Source organism: Candidatus Marimicrobium litorale (genome assembly GCF_026262645.1).
Taxonomy (GTDB): Bacteria; Pseudomonadota; Gammaproteobacteria; order Pseudomonadales; family Halieaceae; genus Marimicrobium; species Marimicrobium litorale.
The window spans coordinates 3364695-3380479 of record NZ_SHNO01000001.1; the positions used below are offsets into that span (position 1 = coordinate 3364695).

At 48.2% G+C, this 15785-nt stretch carries 11 protein-coding genes; 7 read left to right on the forward strand and 4 right to left on the reverse strand.

All coding sequences use genetic code 11. The features are described from left to right. The first annotated feature begins 19 nt into the window (after positions 1-19). The 3 genes from EYC82_RS15155 to EYC82_RS15165 all read left to right on the forward strand — a co-directional run bounded on the left by EYC82_RS15155 (position 20) and on the right by EYC82_RS15165 (position 2853). Positions 20-481: a hypothetical protein gene (locus EYC82_RS15155; protein WP_279250386.1), complete on the forward strand. Its 462-nt coding sequence runs from the start codon at positions 20-22 to the stop codon at positions 479-481. Positions 482-507: 26 nt separating this feature from the next. Beyond that, positions 508-1176, forward strand: coding sequence for an OmpA family protein (locus tag EYC82_RS15160; protein ID WP_279250387.1), 669 nt, complete (start codon positions 508-510; stop codon positions 1174-1176). 402 nt (positions 1177-1578) lie between these two features. Next, entirely contained in the window at positions 1579-2853 is a 1275-nt protein-coding gene (locus tag EYC82_RS15165) for an MFS transporter (protein WP_279250388.1), read from the forward strand. Positions 2854-3016: 163 nt separating this feature from the next. On the opposite strand, the gene EYC82_RS15170 is transcribed toward EYC82_RS15165, so the two are convergent. Genes EYC82_RS15170 through EYC82_RS15180 form a run of 3 tightly spaced genes read right to left on the reverse strand, consistent with a single transcriptional unit; the run spans position 3017 to position 8782 of the window. Continuing rightward, complete coding sequence (locus EYC82_RS15170) at positions 3017-4210, reverse strand: EAL domain-containing response regulator (protein WP_279250389.1); 1194 nt, start codon at positions 4208-4210, stop codon at positions 3017-3019. A 16-nt stretch (positions 4211-4226) separates the two neighbouring features. Continuing rightward, positions 4227-5822 (reverse strand): ATP-binding protein, encoded by a 1596-nt coding sequence (locus EYC82_RS15175; protein ID WP_279250390.1) that lies wholly within the window; start codon positions 5820-5822, stop codon positions 4227-4229. A gap of 35 nt (positions 5823-5857) precedes the next feature. Beyond that, the gene (locus EYC82_RS15180; protein ID WP_279250391.1) at positions 5858-8782 is read right to left on the reverse strand and encodes a PAS domain S-box protein; all 2925 of its coding nucleotides are present in this window, start codon (positions 8780-8782) and stop codon (positions 5858-5860) included. Between the two features lie 154 nt (positions 8783-8936). On the opposite strand from EYC82_RS15180, the gene EYC82_RS15185 reads away from it, so the two are divergent. Continuing rightward, positions 8937-9659, forward strand: coding sequence for a response regulator (locus EYC82_RS15185; protein WP_279250392.1), 723 nt, complete (start codon positions 8937-8939; stop codon positions 9657-9659). Between the two features lie 30 nt (positions 9660-9689). On the opposite strand, the gene EYC82_RS15190 is transcribed toward EYC82_RS15185, so the two are convergent. Continuing rightward, on the reverse strand, positions 9690-10406 hold the full coding sequence (locus EYC82_RS15190) for a phosphotransferase-like protein (RefSeq protein ID WP_279250393.1): 717 nt from the start codon (positions 10404-10406) through the stop codon (positions 9690-9692). A gap of 209 nt (positions 10407-10615) precedes the next feature. On the opposite strand from EYC82_RS15190, the gene EYC82_RS15195 reads away from it, so the two are divergent. The 3 genes from EYC82_RS15195 (at position 10616) to EYC82_RS15205 (ending at position 15434) form a co-directional block, all read left to right on the forward strand. Continuing rightward, entirely contained in the window at positions 10616-12076 is a 1461-nt protein-coding gene (locus tag EYC82_RS15195) for a flavin-containing monooxygenase (protein WP_279250394.1), read from the forward strand. Between the two features lie 214 nt (positions 12077-12290). Beyond that, positions 12291-13298: a zinc-dependent alcohol dehydrogenase family protein gene (locus EYC82_RS15200; RefSeq protein WP_279250395.1), complete on the forward strand. Its 1008-nt coding sequence runs from the start codon at positions 12291-12293 to the stop codon at positions 13296-13298. 270 nt (positions 13299-13568) lie between these two features. Then, on the forward strand, positions 13569-15434 hold the full coding sequence (locus EYC82_RS15205) for a hybrid sensor histidine kinase/response regulator (protein ID WP_279250396.1): 1866 nt from the start codon (positions 13569-13571) through the stop codon (positions 15432-15434). Positions 15435-15785 lie beyond the last annotated feature (351 nt).

Sequence of the window (15785 nt, forward strand, 5' to 3'; positions counted from 1 at the left end):
CCACAAGGAGAAAAATAAAATGAAAATCAAGGAAAATTATATTCCTACTCTATTATTTATTTGTCTAAGCCTGTGGCTGACTTCCGCTCAGGCGGCTGAGCCCCTTCAAACACAATACGGCATCAACGGCGAAGTGGAAGTCGACTTGCTGAGCGTTAGCGAGAGCGGTGGAATTCTTACCGCTGTTTTCGCCTATCGCAATACCGGCAGCGATAAATCTGCGGTGAGGTATTCTGTGTCGGACGTGTACTTTTTAGAAAAATCGGAGGGTAAAAAATATCATGTACTATCGGACTCAACCGGAAAATCACTAGCGGCCCCAGTGAACGGCAATTTCATAAGTATACGAGAGCTGGAATTTAAGCCGGGGTCGAGAAAACTGGTGTGGTTTAAGTTTCCTGCGCCCGCTGAGGCCAGTGAGGTCATTGACTTTGTGCTGCCAGATGCAGTGCCCTTTGAGAATATCGCCTTAAGCCGATGAAGGGTATTCAGTCGCGAGTCATATTGATGATCTCGTGTTTTTTCGGTCTGCCGCAAATTGCAATAGCTTGGGATGCTGCCAAATCAGACGATCCCAAGGCGCATGCCGCAGCGCAGAAAGCGCTTACCGAAGTTGCCCAACCGCGCTCACTACTCACTGACATTCGCACGTTTTCTGGTGATATTCGCGAGCTTCCCGGCCTGAGGGGCTCGGGTTTGGTATTGCAAAAAGATATTCAAGATCTTCAGCAAGCACTGACGACGCTGAACGCAGAAATTCTGGATCAAGAGATTCGTATTTCTCTGTCGGCCGACCTTCTGTTTGATTTTGATCAGTATCAGGTCAAGCCCGACGCTGATGCTGAGCTGCGCACACTGACAACGGTGTTGCGTGAGACTGATAGCCCCCGGGTGCGTATTGTCGGGCATACGGACGCCATAGGCGATGACGCCTATAATCAGCGACTTTCTGAGCAACGCGCTGAGTCGATCAAGCGCTGGCTGTTGGGGCCAGGCGAGCTTGGAACAGATGTTGTTATTGAGACGAGCGGGCAGGGCGAGCGCGAGCCTGTAGCGCCCAATTCAAATATCGACGGAAGCGACAATGTCGCCGGACGAGCACTAAATCGGCGGGTCGAACTGGTGATCCAGGCACAGAAACCCTTGACTCATCCAGCGATCACTCCTACGCATTGAGGACGTCCGCATTACCATTTGCTTCAGCCAGAGCGCATTGTGGAATAAGTTGTACTGCTGCGTGAAAAGAGACTGACGAAGCCGGCAGAGAAGCATTTAGTGTGAGCGTGTCATGATAGAACCTCTGCTGCCTTTTCCGAGTGATTTATTTCGCGAACGCTAGTAGCCGCAGTGATCGGAAAAAACGTTTTACAAAAAATGCCTGAGTATTGCGGGCCAATATTGTTTGCTCAAGTCAGCGGCTTAGCCGTAACCTTGGTTGTGAAAAAAACGGCTTTTCTGTAGTGTTGAGGCGGTACTTTAACGATTCAGCAGATATGTATCCGAGCTGCAGTGCCATTTAAAATCGCTGCCCGGGATAAACACCAACGTTTGAAGGCGTACTGTACTCCAGGAGACACTATGACTAATTCCGCCTCTAGTATGGGATCGTTTTCCGAAAAAGATAATCGCTTTCGGTTTGTTATCGCCGGCTTTTGTTTCCTATTGGTTCTTGTTAACTATCTCGACAGGGTAGTGATTTCATTTGCGATAAAGCCGATTGAATTGGGTTTCGATATTCAGGATGGCGCTTTTGGAATGTTGATGTCGGCCTTTGCGGTGGGTACTCTGGCAACTAACGGCGTTTCCGGGTTCCTGCTCGATCGATATGGAGTAAAAGTCGTATGGTCTTTTGCTCTGTTCCTCTGGTCTTTATTTATGATTCTGCAGGGTCTCGTCGAAGTTTTTTGGACGTTTATCCTGTTGCGTGTGCTGATGGGTATGGGTGAGGGAGCGAACTTCCCGGCAATGAATAGGGCGCTTGTTGACTGGGTGCATCCCAAAGAACTCGGCAGAGTGACGTCGCTGGTATTGTTAGGTGTCCCGCTAGCACTCCTGCTAGGTGGTCTCATCCTCGCGCCTGCCATAATTTCTATAGGCTGGAGAGCCAGTTTTATTTGTCTTGGCATTATGGGCGCAATTCTGGGGGTGATATTCCTCATTATCTACAGGCAGCCTTCTAATAAAGTGCTCTCGAACTCATCGCAGGAAGACGTGCGTGGCAAGGTCGCTTTGCGTGACATGTTTCTTAATCCCACACTCTTGGCTACTGCGTGGTCATTCTTTGCGTTTGGCTGGGTGTTGTTTTTTGGACTTACGTGGTTGCCAGGCTACCTGGAGGAAACGTTTGACATGAAGCTGGAGTCTATCGGCTACTTCAGCACCCTTCCCTGGGCTGTGTCTCTTCTTTTTATGCCTCTGGCGGGTTGGTGTTCGGATTGGATTATGCGTCGTACTGGAAGTATGCGTTCTGCGCGAGTCCACCTCATTTGGATTTGTCAGTTAGTGGCGGTAATGTTTTTCATTCCTGTCATGTTCGTTAACACTGCAACGTCTGCGGTGGCATTTGTGTCCATTGCTATTGGATTCTCCATGGCGCCCAACAGCCCTTATTACTCTATTTGTGCTGATCTTTTTCCTGGTCGAACAGGTGTAGCAACGGGCTTCATCGTTACATTCTTTTCTTTATCGGGCGTAGTTTGCCCGACCATTACCGGCTGGCTTGCCGAAGGCGAAGGGGGTTTCACAATGGCATTCACAGCGCTCTGCGTTGTGGTCGGCTCAGCCGCAATGGGCATGTTATTTTTCGCGAGAGACGAAGCTGCCCCTACACGTGCGGTTACGAATGCGAGTTAGGGTTAAGCTCAAGGGTGTGTTCAGGGCGAATAAATGGCCATCAGTGGACTTGTCTTCACTGTGTTAGCCGCTGCAGGACGATTTTAGAGCAACTGCAGCGCATGCGGCGCTGCGTGCACGCCAGATCCTGACGATCGACTTGCTGTTGTCCACCGAAAGTACGTTAACCCGCATGCGCCGCAAGACCAGTATTGTGCTGTCCTACCCATTCCGAGAATGTATTTGGGTCTGCCGGCTTGCCGATAAACGTTCCCTGACACATTTCACACCCCATTAATCTCAACCAATCATATGTGTGCTCATCCGCAACCCCTTCGGCCACAACCTCTAGCCCAAGGCTGTGTCCCAAGCCAATGGTTACACGAGAGAGTTCAGCGGCTTCCCTATGATTGCCCGCGCTCATAGAAAACGATTTCCCCACGCGAATTTCATTAAATGGCATACCATGAATCTGAATTAGTGATGAAAAACCGGTTCCAAAGTCATCGAGCGAAAGTCCTATATTTTTTAACCTCAAGCGGGCCAGTATGTCCATCGTTTGCGAGGGGTTCGTCATTGCCGCTCTTTCTGTAATTTCCAAAATGAGACGGCTTGGGTCAAACGAGTGCGCATCAAGGATTCGTATTATTTTGTCTGGTAAGGCTAGGTCACTCAATAGATTTGTTGACAAGCCAATTGAAAGTCTAAGCTCTATATTTTGTTGTCGTCGCCTTTCATCGTCGCGCACAGCTATTTCCAGCACTTTATACGTTAACCGTTCTATCAGCTCCTGGTGTGCTTCCGCGATTGGGATAAAACTCGCTGGCAATAGAACCCCGCGCTCCGGATGATTCCAGCGCACCACGGCGGCTGCCCCGCTAACAGCGCCCGTGTCTAGACGGATCTGGGGTTCGTAATAAACGACAAACTCGTCACGGTCTATCGCCCTGCGTAGGTCTGAGCCAGTGAGCGCTGCCGTGGCCGGTTTCTTGGACTGTTGCGCTTCTAAATCAAAATGCTGGACGAGTAGTTTCTCGATGCTGTCGATACAGATAGGTTTACTGAGGGTTTCACTCATGCTCAAACCCAGTGATTTTCCAACTTCTGATGCTGTTGCGATTATGCATTTGTCTACGCCGCTCATTAAAACGACCGACGCCGTGGAGTTATTTTGAGCGAGCTTCCGCAAAAGTTCGATCCCGTCACATCTAGGCATCTGAAGATCCATAAATATGAGATCGGGCTGATGCGTCAAATACTCTGATTCAAAGACGTCAGGGTTGTCAATTACGGACGCTTCTAGTCGTAACTTGGTCGCTATGCGTTTTATGATTCGACCGATCCTGGCATCATCGTCAACAATAAGCACACGATTCATTCCCATAGTACTGTCCTTAGCATTTTTTCAAAAACGAAGCGCTGATTAACTTTGAAAGCGCTTCTATCGTATAAGGCTTTTTTATCACCTGATACGAACTGTGTTTTTCCATCAATGAATCCAAACCTTTGGTAGAACCTGATGAAAGAATAATATGCATGTCAGGATGATTTTCCTCTACCCAAGAAACGAGCTGTTTCGCATCGAAGGCGCCACGCATTTGGACGTCACCGTAGAGCAGGTCTATGTTCTCTTGTGAGCGAATAAGCTCTATTGCCTTGTCGGAACCGTCCGCTGCAAGTGTTTTGTATCCCAGGTTTCGTAAATCGCGTACTGTAACCCTTCGCACTCGGGGATCGCCCTCCACTACCACGATGGTTTTTGAGCTATCTGGCAAAACGGCCTCTCTGTCGGGGCGATGATCCACGTCCTTCAGAGGTTCGGCCTCAGGAAAGTACATTGAAACCGTCGTTCCTCTGCCGTGTTCGCTGTCAACAGTACATTTTCCACCCGAGTTTTTAGTGAAGCCGTAGACCATACTTAATCCGAGCCCACTGCCTTTTCCAATACCTTTCGTTGTAAAAAATGGTTCAAAAATCTTGCTTAACTGTTCCTTTTTGATTCCTTCTCCTGTATCGGAGACTGAGATCTTAATGTAATCACCCACATGCTGGCGGCCCTCGTCAGAATCACTGGCTGGCGGTGGTGAATCGCCTTGGTTATGCCTCTCTACCGTTACCACGATATCTCCGCCATTGGGCATCGCTTCGCGTGCGTTCATTGCGAGATTTACCAGCGCGTTCTCGAGTTGCGCGGTGTCTATATCAACGTAGCAGCTCGTTGGGCTGAGTTCAGACCGCAGAGTGACCGATGAGCAAATGTTTTTTGAAATAAAATGTATTGTCGGCGTGAGCACAGAGCTCAATTCTATCACTTCTGAATTCAAGGTCTCGCTGCTCGAGAAAGCGAGTAAGCGCTCTGTTAAATTAGCAACGTCTTGCGCAGCGGACAGTGCATCTTCTAAAAATTCGGCAACCTCATGGCTTTCGTCTGCGATTTCTTCTCGAATGAAATGCAGATTTCCCATAACCACACTGAGCAAGTTATTAAAATCGTGAGCGACTCCGCCACTTAGTTGCTCGACGACTTCCAATCTGTGTGCATGTAACAAACCACGCTCTTTTTTTCTCCTATGGCTAATATCCCGCAGCGCAGCAGTGAATATCTTATGCTGCCCGAAATCGTTTTCACGGATAAGGAGTTCTACCGGAAACGTTGTATTGTTTGCATGAAGCCCTTCCAGCTCGATCCTTTTGTTCAATACTTTAGGATTGCCACTGGTCAAGTATCGAGCCATTCCCGCTACATGAGCGTCACGGTATGATTCGGGCATGAGTTCGACTAAGCTCATACCCTGTAATTCATCGATGTGATGTCCCCACATATCTGCGGCTGCCTGGTTGGCCATGATGATAGAACCAGAGTTGTCAGCCGCGATAATGGCCTCGCCTACTGTATCAAGGACGCTTTTAAGCAGTAATTCAGAATAATTATCGGAATGCTTAAGCTGATTCCATGAATCCGGCGGCGCACCAGAATCGTCATTTTGCATTGTGATTCTCAAGCATAAGAGCTGCTAGGCTAGTTTTAATTTTCATAGAGCGTTGTGTTCAGTTGATCAGCAAGGGCATCTATTTTGTAGGGTTTCCTCACAATCGGAAAAATATCACTCATTGTTTCTTTAGATTCACGACGTTTTGTGTAGCCTGATGTCAGGACGACCTTTATTCGTGGATGAGTGTTTTCTATCCATAAACCCAACATCTGGCCATCCATTTCTCCCGGCATTAATACGTCGGTAAAGACTAAATCTATTTTTTCGCCGGACTTAATGATGTCTTGGGCTGTTATCGCGTCAGGAGCTTCAATTGTTTTGTATCCCAGCTTTTCGATGTCGCGGACAGTTATCTTTCTGACGCGAGGCTCATCTTCTACCACGAGTATCACTTCAGACCCTGCTGATTCCATCGGTTTAATGTCAGATTTAGTGCTCGTTTCTTCCAAATTTCTAGCTTCAGGAAAATACATAGAGATGGTAGTACCTTTTCCGACCTTACTTCTAATAATGCATTGTCCATTCGATTGCTGGATGAAGCCATAAACCATGCTAAGGCCGAGCCCGCTTCCTTTTCCTACATCTTTGGTTGTGAAAAACGGTTCATATACATGTGCTAAATGCTCATCACTGATGCCTACGCCGCTATCCTCCACAGAAACAACCACATATTTTCCTGCTTGAAGAGCAAGTTCCATATTATTTTCTGTTTGTCTTTTTGCAATTCCGCCTACAACGTATGGTGCAGCTTTTATAACGATATTACCGCCTTCAGGCATAGCGTCACGCGCGTTGATCGCAAGGTTCAGCAGAGCATTTTCTAACTGTGAAGTATCAACATTGATAAAAAGTTGATCGTCTGGGAGCTCAGTTTTGAGATCGATAGTTTTTCCTAGTGTTCTGGAAAGAAATCGTGAGAAGTTTTCTATCGCATCATTTACGTTTTTCAGTTCCGGTTTTAAGATGCGATTGCGTGAGAAAGCGAGTAAACGAGCCGTTAGGTCAGCGCCATCGTTGGTTGCTGACATGGCGTCCTCTATTAGTTCTTCTACCTCTTGATCTATTTCTCCAAGGTCTTGCCGAAGGAAGCGTAAATTTCCGCCAATAATACTCAGAAGGTTGTTAAAGTCGTGTGCGATTCCGCCAGTCAACTGTCCGACGGTTTCCATTTTTTGAGACTGGTTGAGTGCCCGTTCTTTTTGTCTAAGCTCTGTAATATCCTGCCCCACGCCAATGACACCGGTGATCAGGCCGTCTACATCGCGGCGCGTAGTGGCGTTAAGCAGCACGTCAACCCGCTGGCCGACCGTGGTGTAGAGTGGAAACTCATAGTTCGCGGTTTCTTGGCCACGCAATGCGTTATCGAGTACCTGCTTTACCGGCGCCTTGTACTCGTCCGTAATGAAGTCGGCGACCAGATCTTTGCCGAGTACCTCTGCTTTGTTATACCCGGTGATTTTCGCAGCGGTCTGGTTCCACTCATTGACCAGGCCTTTTGAGTCGATGCCAAAGATGGGTGCGTTCGCCGTATCGACAAACTGGGTTAACTCATCAGCGACCCGAACTGACTCCGCCTGAGCCAGCTTCGCCTCAGTAATGTCCTGTCCGACGCCAATGACACCGATAATATTGCCGTCTACATCGCGGCGCGTAGTGGCGTTGAGCAGCACGTCAACCCGCTGGCCGCCCGTGGTGTAGAGTGGAAACTCATAGTTCGCGGTTTCTTGGCCACGCAATGCGTTATCGAGTACCTGCTTTACCGGCGCCTTGTACTCGTCCGTAATGAATTCGGCGACCAGATCTTTGCCGAGTACCTCTGCTTTGTTATACCCGGTGATTTTCGCAGCGGTCTGGTTCCATTCATTGACCAGGCCTTTTGAGTCGATGCCGAAGATGGGTGCGTTCGCCGTATCGACAAACTGGGTTAACTCATCAGCGACCCGAACTGACTCCGCCTGAGCCAGCTTCGCCTCAGTAATGTCCTGTCCGACGCCAATGACACCGATAATATTGCCGTCTACATCGCGGCGCGTAGTGGCGTTGAGCAGCACGTCAACCCGCTGGCCGCCCGTGGTGTAGAGTGGAAACTCATAGTTCGCGGTTTCTTGGCCGCGCAATGCGTTATCGAGTACCTGTTTTACCGGCGCCTTGTACTCGTCCGTAATGAATTCGGCGACCAGATCTTTGCCGAGTACCTCTGCTTTGTTATACCCGGTGATTTTCGCAGCGGTCTGGTTCCATTCATCGACCAGGCCTTTTGAGTCGATGCCAAAGATGGGTGCGTTCGCCGTATCGACAAGCTGGGTTAACTCATCAGCGACTCGGACTGACTCCGCCTGAGCCAGTTTAACGTCAGTAATATCACGTAAAACGCCAACAAATCTGCGCTCATTTCCTATGAAGATCTCACTGATAGTCACTGTGAGGGGAAAAAGACTGCCGTCCTTTCTTTTAGCTTGAACCTCTTTTCCGGATATTCCTGCTATATGACTCACACCGGTTTGCTTAGAATTTACAAGATACTGATCATATTCCTTCAAGTCAGTGTTAGTCATGAATACTCTGATATTTTTTCCACGTATCTCCTTTTCGGTGTAACCGAAGATATCTTCAGCACCGCGGTTATATGACAAAACGGCGCCATGATCGTCGACGGTAATGAATCCATCAACCATTGTTTCCAGTATTGTATTGAGCAATAAAGCGCTGGACGAGGAATAGTTTTTGTTTGCCGCTTGCGAATAGAAGATGCCAACAATGAAGAAGGTCACTCCCAGTATCAGCGGTGCGGTATCGAAAATGTAATGTATAGCGTTATTTTGATGAATCGCAGTTATACTCGCGAGCGTCAGAGGTAAACCCATCACATAGAGATCGACCGCCCATGCGATAGCAGGGAATGCCAGTCCGAATACGAAACCAACCAATACAAATCGAGTTATCAGATATTTATTCATCAATGGCACGTTAGACGTTCTCTATTTCCAAAATATTTCTATTTGTAATGTTTTGTAATCAGACTAATAATGGCGAGCAAGTCAATGGGGCACCAACAGGGTGTTCAAAAACCCTCATAGGTAAGCGTATGATTCGCCTGAATATAATCAGAAAATGAGTGAAGACGCGAACATTTTAGTCGTCGATGACGATATGAGGATATGCAGGATACTGCTCCGGTACCTATCATCGGCAGGGTATACCGTTGCAGTGGCGGCAAATGGCGACGAAATGCGCGAGTGCATGCAAAGCTTTGCGGCAGATCTGGTCCTGCTTGACCTCAATATGCCTGGCGAGCATGGCCTCGATATTTGCCGCAATCTTCGACACACATCAGATGTTGGGATCATTATCTTGACAGGGTCATCAGATAAAGTAGATGAAATCGTCGGACTCGAGGGAGGTGCAGATGACTACCTTGTAAAGCCCGTCGAGGAGCGTGAGTTATTAGCGAGAGTTCGTAGCGTGCTACGACGCATCCTAACTAAACCAGCCAACGATAGTAGTGAAAAGAAATCGGTACTCTTATTTTCTGATTGGATACTGGATTTGGCGTCTCATGAGTTGAGGTCAACCGCCGGAGAGGATGTTCGTTTAACGAGTTATGAGTTTCAAATTCTTGCTGCTCTTGTTTCGAATGCCAACAAAATATTGAGTAGAGACCAGATTATGAACCATGTTAAGGGACGTGACTGGATAGCAAGCGATAGAAGTGTAGATGTTTTAATTGGAAAAATTCGTAAAAAAATTGAGAAAGACCCAAAGAACCCAGCGCTCGTTAAAACTATGCGAGGAATAGGATATACGTTTACGGCCCGTGTAACCTACGGTACGTGACGGCGGTGCTCAATACATGTAGAGCGCTGCTTAGATCCAATTCTTTTCCTGAAGTGTTTTGACGATCATACCTGCCGCTTCAGCTGTAGTTTGCTGATCGCTCCAGACTGAAATATCGTAGTTTAAATGAGGCCCATGGCATAGTTCATCACTACGGCGAGCGAGGCCCAGCGGCCGTCCCTCAACGCCGCCGTCTGCTCTCGAGGCTTCACGTCTTTCCATCTCAGTGATCGAACAATGCACTCCAACCTTCAACAAATGGGCACCTGTTGCTTGAAGTAACTGCAGCACCTCCTCACACCAATCCGCGTCTTGTAAGAAGTGATCGATGATCAGATTCGTGCCCAGTTCAAGGTGGTTACTCCAGCTTTTATGAATCCCGCTGAGAAGACGTCTACTGCCCGCGTTCAGAGAGAGCCTTACACGTGGCGCACCGCCGTTTTTGCCTTTTTTGTGACTTTCATCGATATATTCCCAGCCTGCGCGGCCATCATGTTGCGCGCGAGATATCAGCCTTGTTGTATCCCCCCCCTGCAGCTTTACAAAGCTGATCGGATACAGTTTGTCCGACATCATTAACAAGAAGTCGTCGAATGCTACGAGTGCAAAAAAGGCGTCGGAAGCGCCGCCCGAAAGCTCTGTTAAGCGATCCTGCAAAGCCAAGCACAGGGTTGATTTTCCAGAAGAACTAGCGCCGTTGACCAAAATAGCAAGCGGTGCTCGAGACTTTTCGTTACGCGTAGCCATACTCGTCGTTGTTTGCTCTGTGTAAACACTTTAGTTCGAGTATAGATGAAATCTGGATATCTGCAGATCGTACAGTGGCGGGGAAGGCTCCACCCCCTCGGAGCTTGACTACCCGTATAGTCGCTAGAGTATGCCGTCTCTGTTTTTATCTGTGCTTTAATGTCATCAAATGGTCACGCGAGTCGAACGCGGGTCGGAGAGTTCAAAACATGGTAAAAGACAACTTTCGTGTGATCGTCATTGGGGCCGGTATGGCCGGCATACTGGCGGGAATTAAACTGAAAGAGGCGGGCTACAGTAATGTGGTGATTTATGAAAAAGCTGATCGTGTCGGCGGAACGTGGAGAGAAAACACCTATCCGGGATTGACGTGTGACGTTCCTTCGCATCATTACACTTACACTTTTGCTCGAAATCCTGATTGGTCTCGTCACCTATCGAGTGGCGGTGAAATACAAGCTTACTTTGAGCGCACCATCCAAAAGTATCAGATCGAGCAACATATACAATTTAATATGGAAGTGTTGCAGGCCAGGTTCGACAGTGGCTGTTGGCATGTCCAGATGAGTGATGGGAGCAGCGACCAGGCCAATGTTGTAATCGCTGCTACAGGTGTATTGCATCATCCCGCCTATCCAAATATAGAGGGAGTAGAGGCATTTGAGGGTGACCTTTTTCACACCGCGCGATGGGATCATGGTGTAACTCTGGAGGGCAAGCGAGTTGGCGTAATCGGCATGGGTTCAACAGGTGTTCAGATTATCTCTGAGCTATCCGCGGGTGGTATTGATGTTAGCCATTTCGTGCGTAACCCCCAATGGATAATGCCGGTCGAAAATGGTTATTTCTCCCAAGAGGAAAGGTCAGCGTTTCGTACAGATCCGAAAATACTCAGTGACTCTATGGATTTTGAAGGTTATACCGCCGCTGTGGAGCGGTACACCGAAGCGCTTATTTCTGCGGATTCTGAGGGCGGTAGAGCGATGGCGCAGGCCTGCCTGGACAATTTGGAGAAAAACGTAGCTGAACAAGGGCTTAAAGAGCAATTACGTCCAGATCACCAGGCGCTATGCAAAAGGCTGATATTTTCTCCAGACTACTATATGGCCATCCAGCGTGTTAACGCGCATTTAGTGCGGTCAGACATCACCCGAATTGAAACCACCGGCATTCGCACCAACGACGGTGTCCTGCACGAACTGGATATTATCGCGCTCGCTACCGGCTTCAAAAGCGATCAGTTTATGCGACCAATGAGGGTGATTGGGCGTGATGGCGCAGATATTGAAACGCTTTGGTCTGTTCGGCCCGTTGCATACCTTGCCATCAGCATGCCGGATTTTCCTAACTTTTTTATGCTCAACGGCCCTAATGGCCCGGTAGGTAATTTTTCTCTTATAGATATTGCCGAGCATCAATGGGGTTATATCGAGCAATTGTTGGAGCAGCTCACTAGTGGCAAGTATAACGAAATCAGTGCCAGCGAAGAGGCGATGCGTACGTTTGATGCTGATCGAATTGCGGCGGCAAAAAGTACTGTCTGGTACACCGGGGGCTGCAAGAGCTGGTATCTCGATGCGTCGGGAATCCCTGCTAGCTGGCCCTGGACTTACTCCAGATTTGTCGATGATATGCGGAGGCCGCAGTGGGCAGATTTCGATTTAATTTAGTACGTTAGCCATGGTTCAGAAGCGATATCGTTTTCGAAAAGAGAGGTTCAATTAAGGCTCTGCTTGATCGAAGAGTCTGTTTTACGGGAGCTGACCGTGAGAGATAGGTCGCATGCGCAGAGTGATGTATGCGGTGGATTCAGATATTTTTGGATAAAAATGCGTTAACTTACACGTTTGATTGTGTAAACGACAATAGAGAGAGGAATAGGTAATGCGAGCAGTGAAGTTGAAGTCGCCGGGTGGGCTGGATAATTTAGAGTTGGTAGAAGTGGAAAACACAGAACCGCAGAGCACGGAAATTCGGGTGCGTAATCATGCTAGCTCGCTCAATTTTCATGATTATGTGGTGGCCTGCGGTTTGCTGCCAGTGGACGATGGTCGAATACCGATGTCTGATGGTGCCGGAGTAGTTGAGGCTGTGGGGGCGGGTGTGACTGATTTTCAGGTTGGCGACAGAGTAATGAGCTGCTTTTTTCCTCATTGGCCAGACGGCCCAGCAGATACTCTGGCAAAGATCGGCGGTATTCCCGGTGATAACGTGGATGGTTTTGCTGCCGAGATTGTCACTATGAGTGCCGCGGCCTTCACGCATATGCCCGAGGGCTATACATTTGAAGAAGCGGCTACACTACCTTGTGCCGCGGCCACCGCTTGGCGTGCATTGATGGTGGAGGCCAGAGTGAAATCGGGAGATACCGTTTTGGTACAGGGCAGTGGAGGGGTATCGGTATTCGCGCTGCAATTTGCCAAGGCGGCGGGATGCCACGTGATCGCTACGTCATCCTCGGATGTAAAGCTGGAAAAACTCGAAGCACTAGGTGCTGATCAGCTGATTAACTACCGGGAGCACGAGAATTGGGGTGATCGCACGCTTGAAATGACAGAAGGAAAGGGAGTCGATGTGATTGTTGAGGTTGGGGGCTCCGGTACCCTTGCCCAGTCTGTACGCGGCATCGCTATGAGCGGGCATATCTCTATGATTGGCGTACTGACCGGGTTCGAGGGTTCCTTGCCCACCGCGGAGCTGTTCCAGAAAAACGCCGTGATCAGTGGCATTACAGTTGGATCAAGGGCAAACCAGCAAGACATGGTGAAGGCGATCAATACCATAGGCCTAAAACCCGTGATTGATCGGAGTTTTGGTCTCGAGGCGTTAGCTGACGCGTTCCGCGTGCAGGAGTCGCAGCAGCACTTCGGTAAGATTTGCCTGAAATTTTAGTGATTGTTGAGAACGCGAGAAAAGCGATTTCAGTTCTATTTTTATTACGGTAGGCTCTGTATGTGGCGGTGATTGAAAAGGAGCACGATGTTTTAACGACCCGCGCGATGTTTAAGTTGTGACAGGCAGAAAATGCCTAGCGGCGCGCATTTTGCTGACATGCCAATGAGCTACGTCCGTTAAAATAGCTGACGATATATTCGAAAAGCGCTGAGCACGCGAATTAACTCAAAAGGTCTTGCGATTGTTTTCAGGCCGCAGGAGGCAGGGATGGCTGATGAACGAAATGCGACTCTCATAACCAGAATATTTCCAAAAATTCAGTCTCTCTTTGCCGATTCTGACGAGATCCGAGATCTACAGTACTGGCGTGAAAAGCAGCTGGATTTTATGTATGCAATTTTTTCGGTATTCGGTTTAATCGCATATATCCCCAGTGTTTTTATGGCAGCTGCCGAAGGCTTCTGGATTATCGTGCTAGTTGACACGATCATTTACGGTTCTATTGTTTGCATTCACTTTTCAAAAAATGTCTCGTTTCTGTTCAAAACAGGATTTCTGATGGCCGCCTGCTACCTCCTCGGCCTAGCCTTACTCATTTTCATTGACGCGGACTACTCGATTAACTGGTTTTTTTCGGTACCGATTCTCGCCGCCGTACTTCTTGGCTTTGAAGCTGCGGCCATAACGCTGGCTATCAATTTACTAATAATGATTTTGGCAGGTTACGCAATACAAATTGGAGTCGCCAACTGGACTAACACAGAAGATAATCTCGTGATCGGGTGGGCGATTCTTTCGGTCAATTTTATGGTGTTAAACCTTGTAACTGCGACATCCATCTCGATTGTATTTGAACAACTAAAGCGTACGCTGGATAACCTCATATTCACGAATATTAGTCTGGACGAGGAGCGAAAAAGTCTGGTGTATGAAATACAACAGCGTATTGCAGCGGAAGCAGAAAAGGATTTGATAAACAAGCAGTTGCAGCAAGCACAAAAAATGGAGGCTATAGGCATGATGGCCGGTGGCGTTGCCCACGACCTCAATAATATCCTCTCAGGAGTTATCAATTACCCGGAGCTGATGTTGATAAAGCTGTCGAAGGACAGTGAGTTTCGAAAGCCGTTGGAGGCAGTGATAAGATCAGGAAACAGAGCGGCGGACGTGGTGGCAGATCTGCTCACTGTTGCTCGGGGTGTTGCCAGTACAAAGCATTCCTGCAGTTTAAACAGCATAGTAGATGAGTACCTTGAGTCGCCAGAAGCCTCCTCGCTGAGAACCCGTTATCCTCAAGTCACGATTGAGAAAGAACTCGACCCAAATATAGAAAATATATCTTGTTCGCGTACTCATATATTTAAAAGTGTTATGAATCTTGTAACAAATAGTGCGGAGAGCATAGGCGGTGAAGGCATTATACTGATAAGAACTGCAGGAAATGTGTTTCATAATATCCCAGAGGGAGATGCGCCGGACCAGAGTGAATTCTCAATGCTTGAGGTACGTGATTCCGGGGGAGGTATTGCTGAACATGACCTGAAGCGAATTTTCGAGCCGTTTTATACTCGTAAAGTGATGGGTGTGAGTGGCACGGGTTTGGGGCTTACCATTGTTTGGAACACTGTGCAGGAGCACGGCGGGCACATCGACGTAACCAGTGATGCTACCTCTGGCACGTGCTTTACTATGAGTTTTCCCGTGTGCAGCGATGATTTTAAGGAAAAAAAATTGCCTGAGAACCCGGTCGATTTAACGGGCTCAGGTGAGGTGGTCCTCGTTGTAGACGACGAAGAGGAGCAGCGTGAGATAGCGTCATCTATTCTTCGATCGTTGAACTATACAGTGGTAACGGCTAACTCCGGCGAAGCCGCCATAGAGTTTCTTAAGCGCTCGCGTGCTGATCTCGTGCTACTCGATATGCTGATGCCGCCGCATATGAACGGTCTCGAGGCATATAAGCAGTTCGCTAAAATCTGTCCTGGGCAGAAAGCGGTTATTGTTAGTGGGTTCTCTGAAAGTAGCGACGTAAAAAACGCTCTGGATGCAGGCGTCAGCGAGTTTCTTGGTAAGCCCTATGCGGGAGAACAGTTAGCCTTGGCTGTGAAAAGGACGCTCAATTTGCCGGTTTGACGTGGTTGATGTGCCCTTCATCAATTCTCGTTCAATCAGTCTTAACGTAATTTCGTTGACGTGTCGGTGGTACAGAGACGTATTGCCCGGGCATGTCAGTCAAATAGAGAAAATATAAAACAAGAAATCGTCGGTAATGATCGGTTGGAGACGGCTTAGAGGTCTAATACGTTCGCAGTGAGCCCTTTGGCCGCATACTGCGGTTCCCTCTCTGCACCTGTATTCTCCCTGTAATTCGAAGGTTTGCATCTGAGAGTTCGAGCTATTGCCTATCGCCTTGATCTTGAAAAGCACCCGTAAAACTACTGATATTGTCAAAATTAGGTCTGTGAGATACTCAGACTAAGTGCC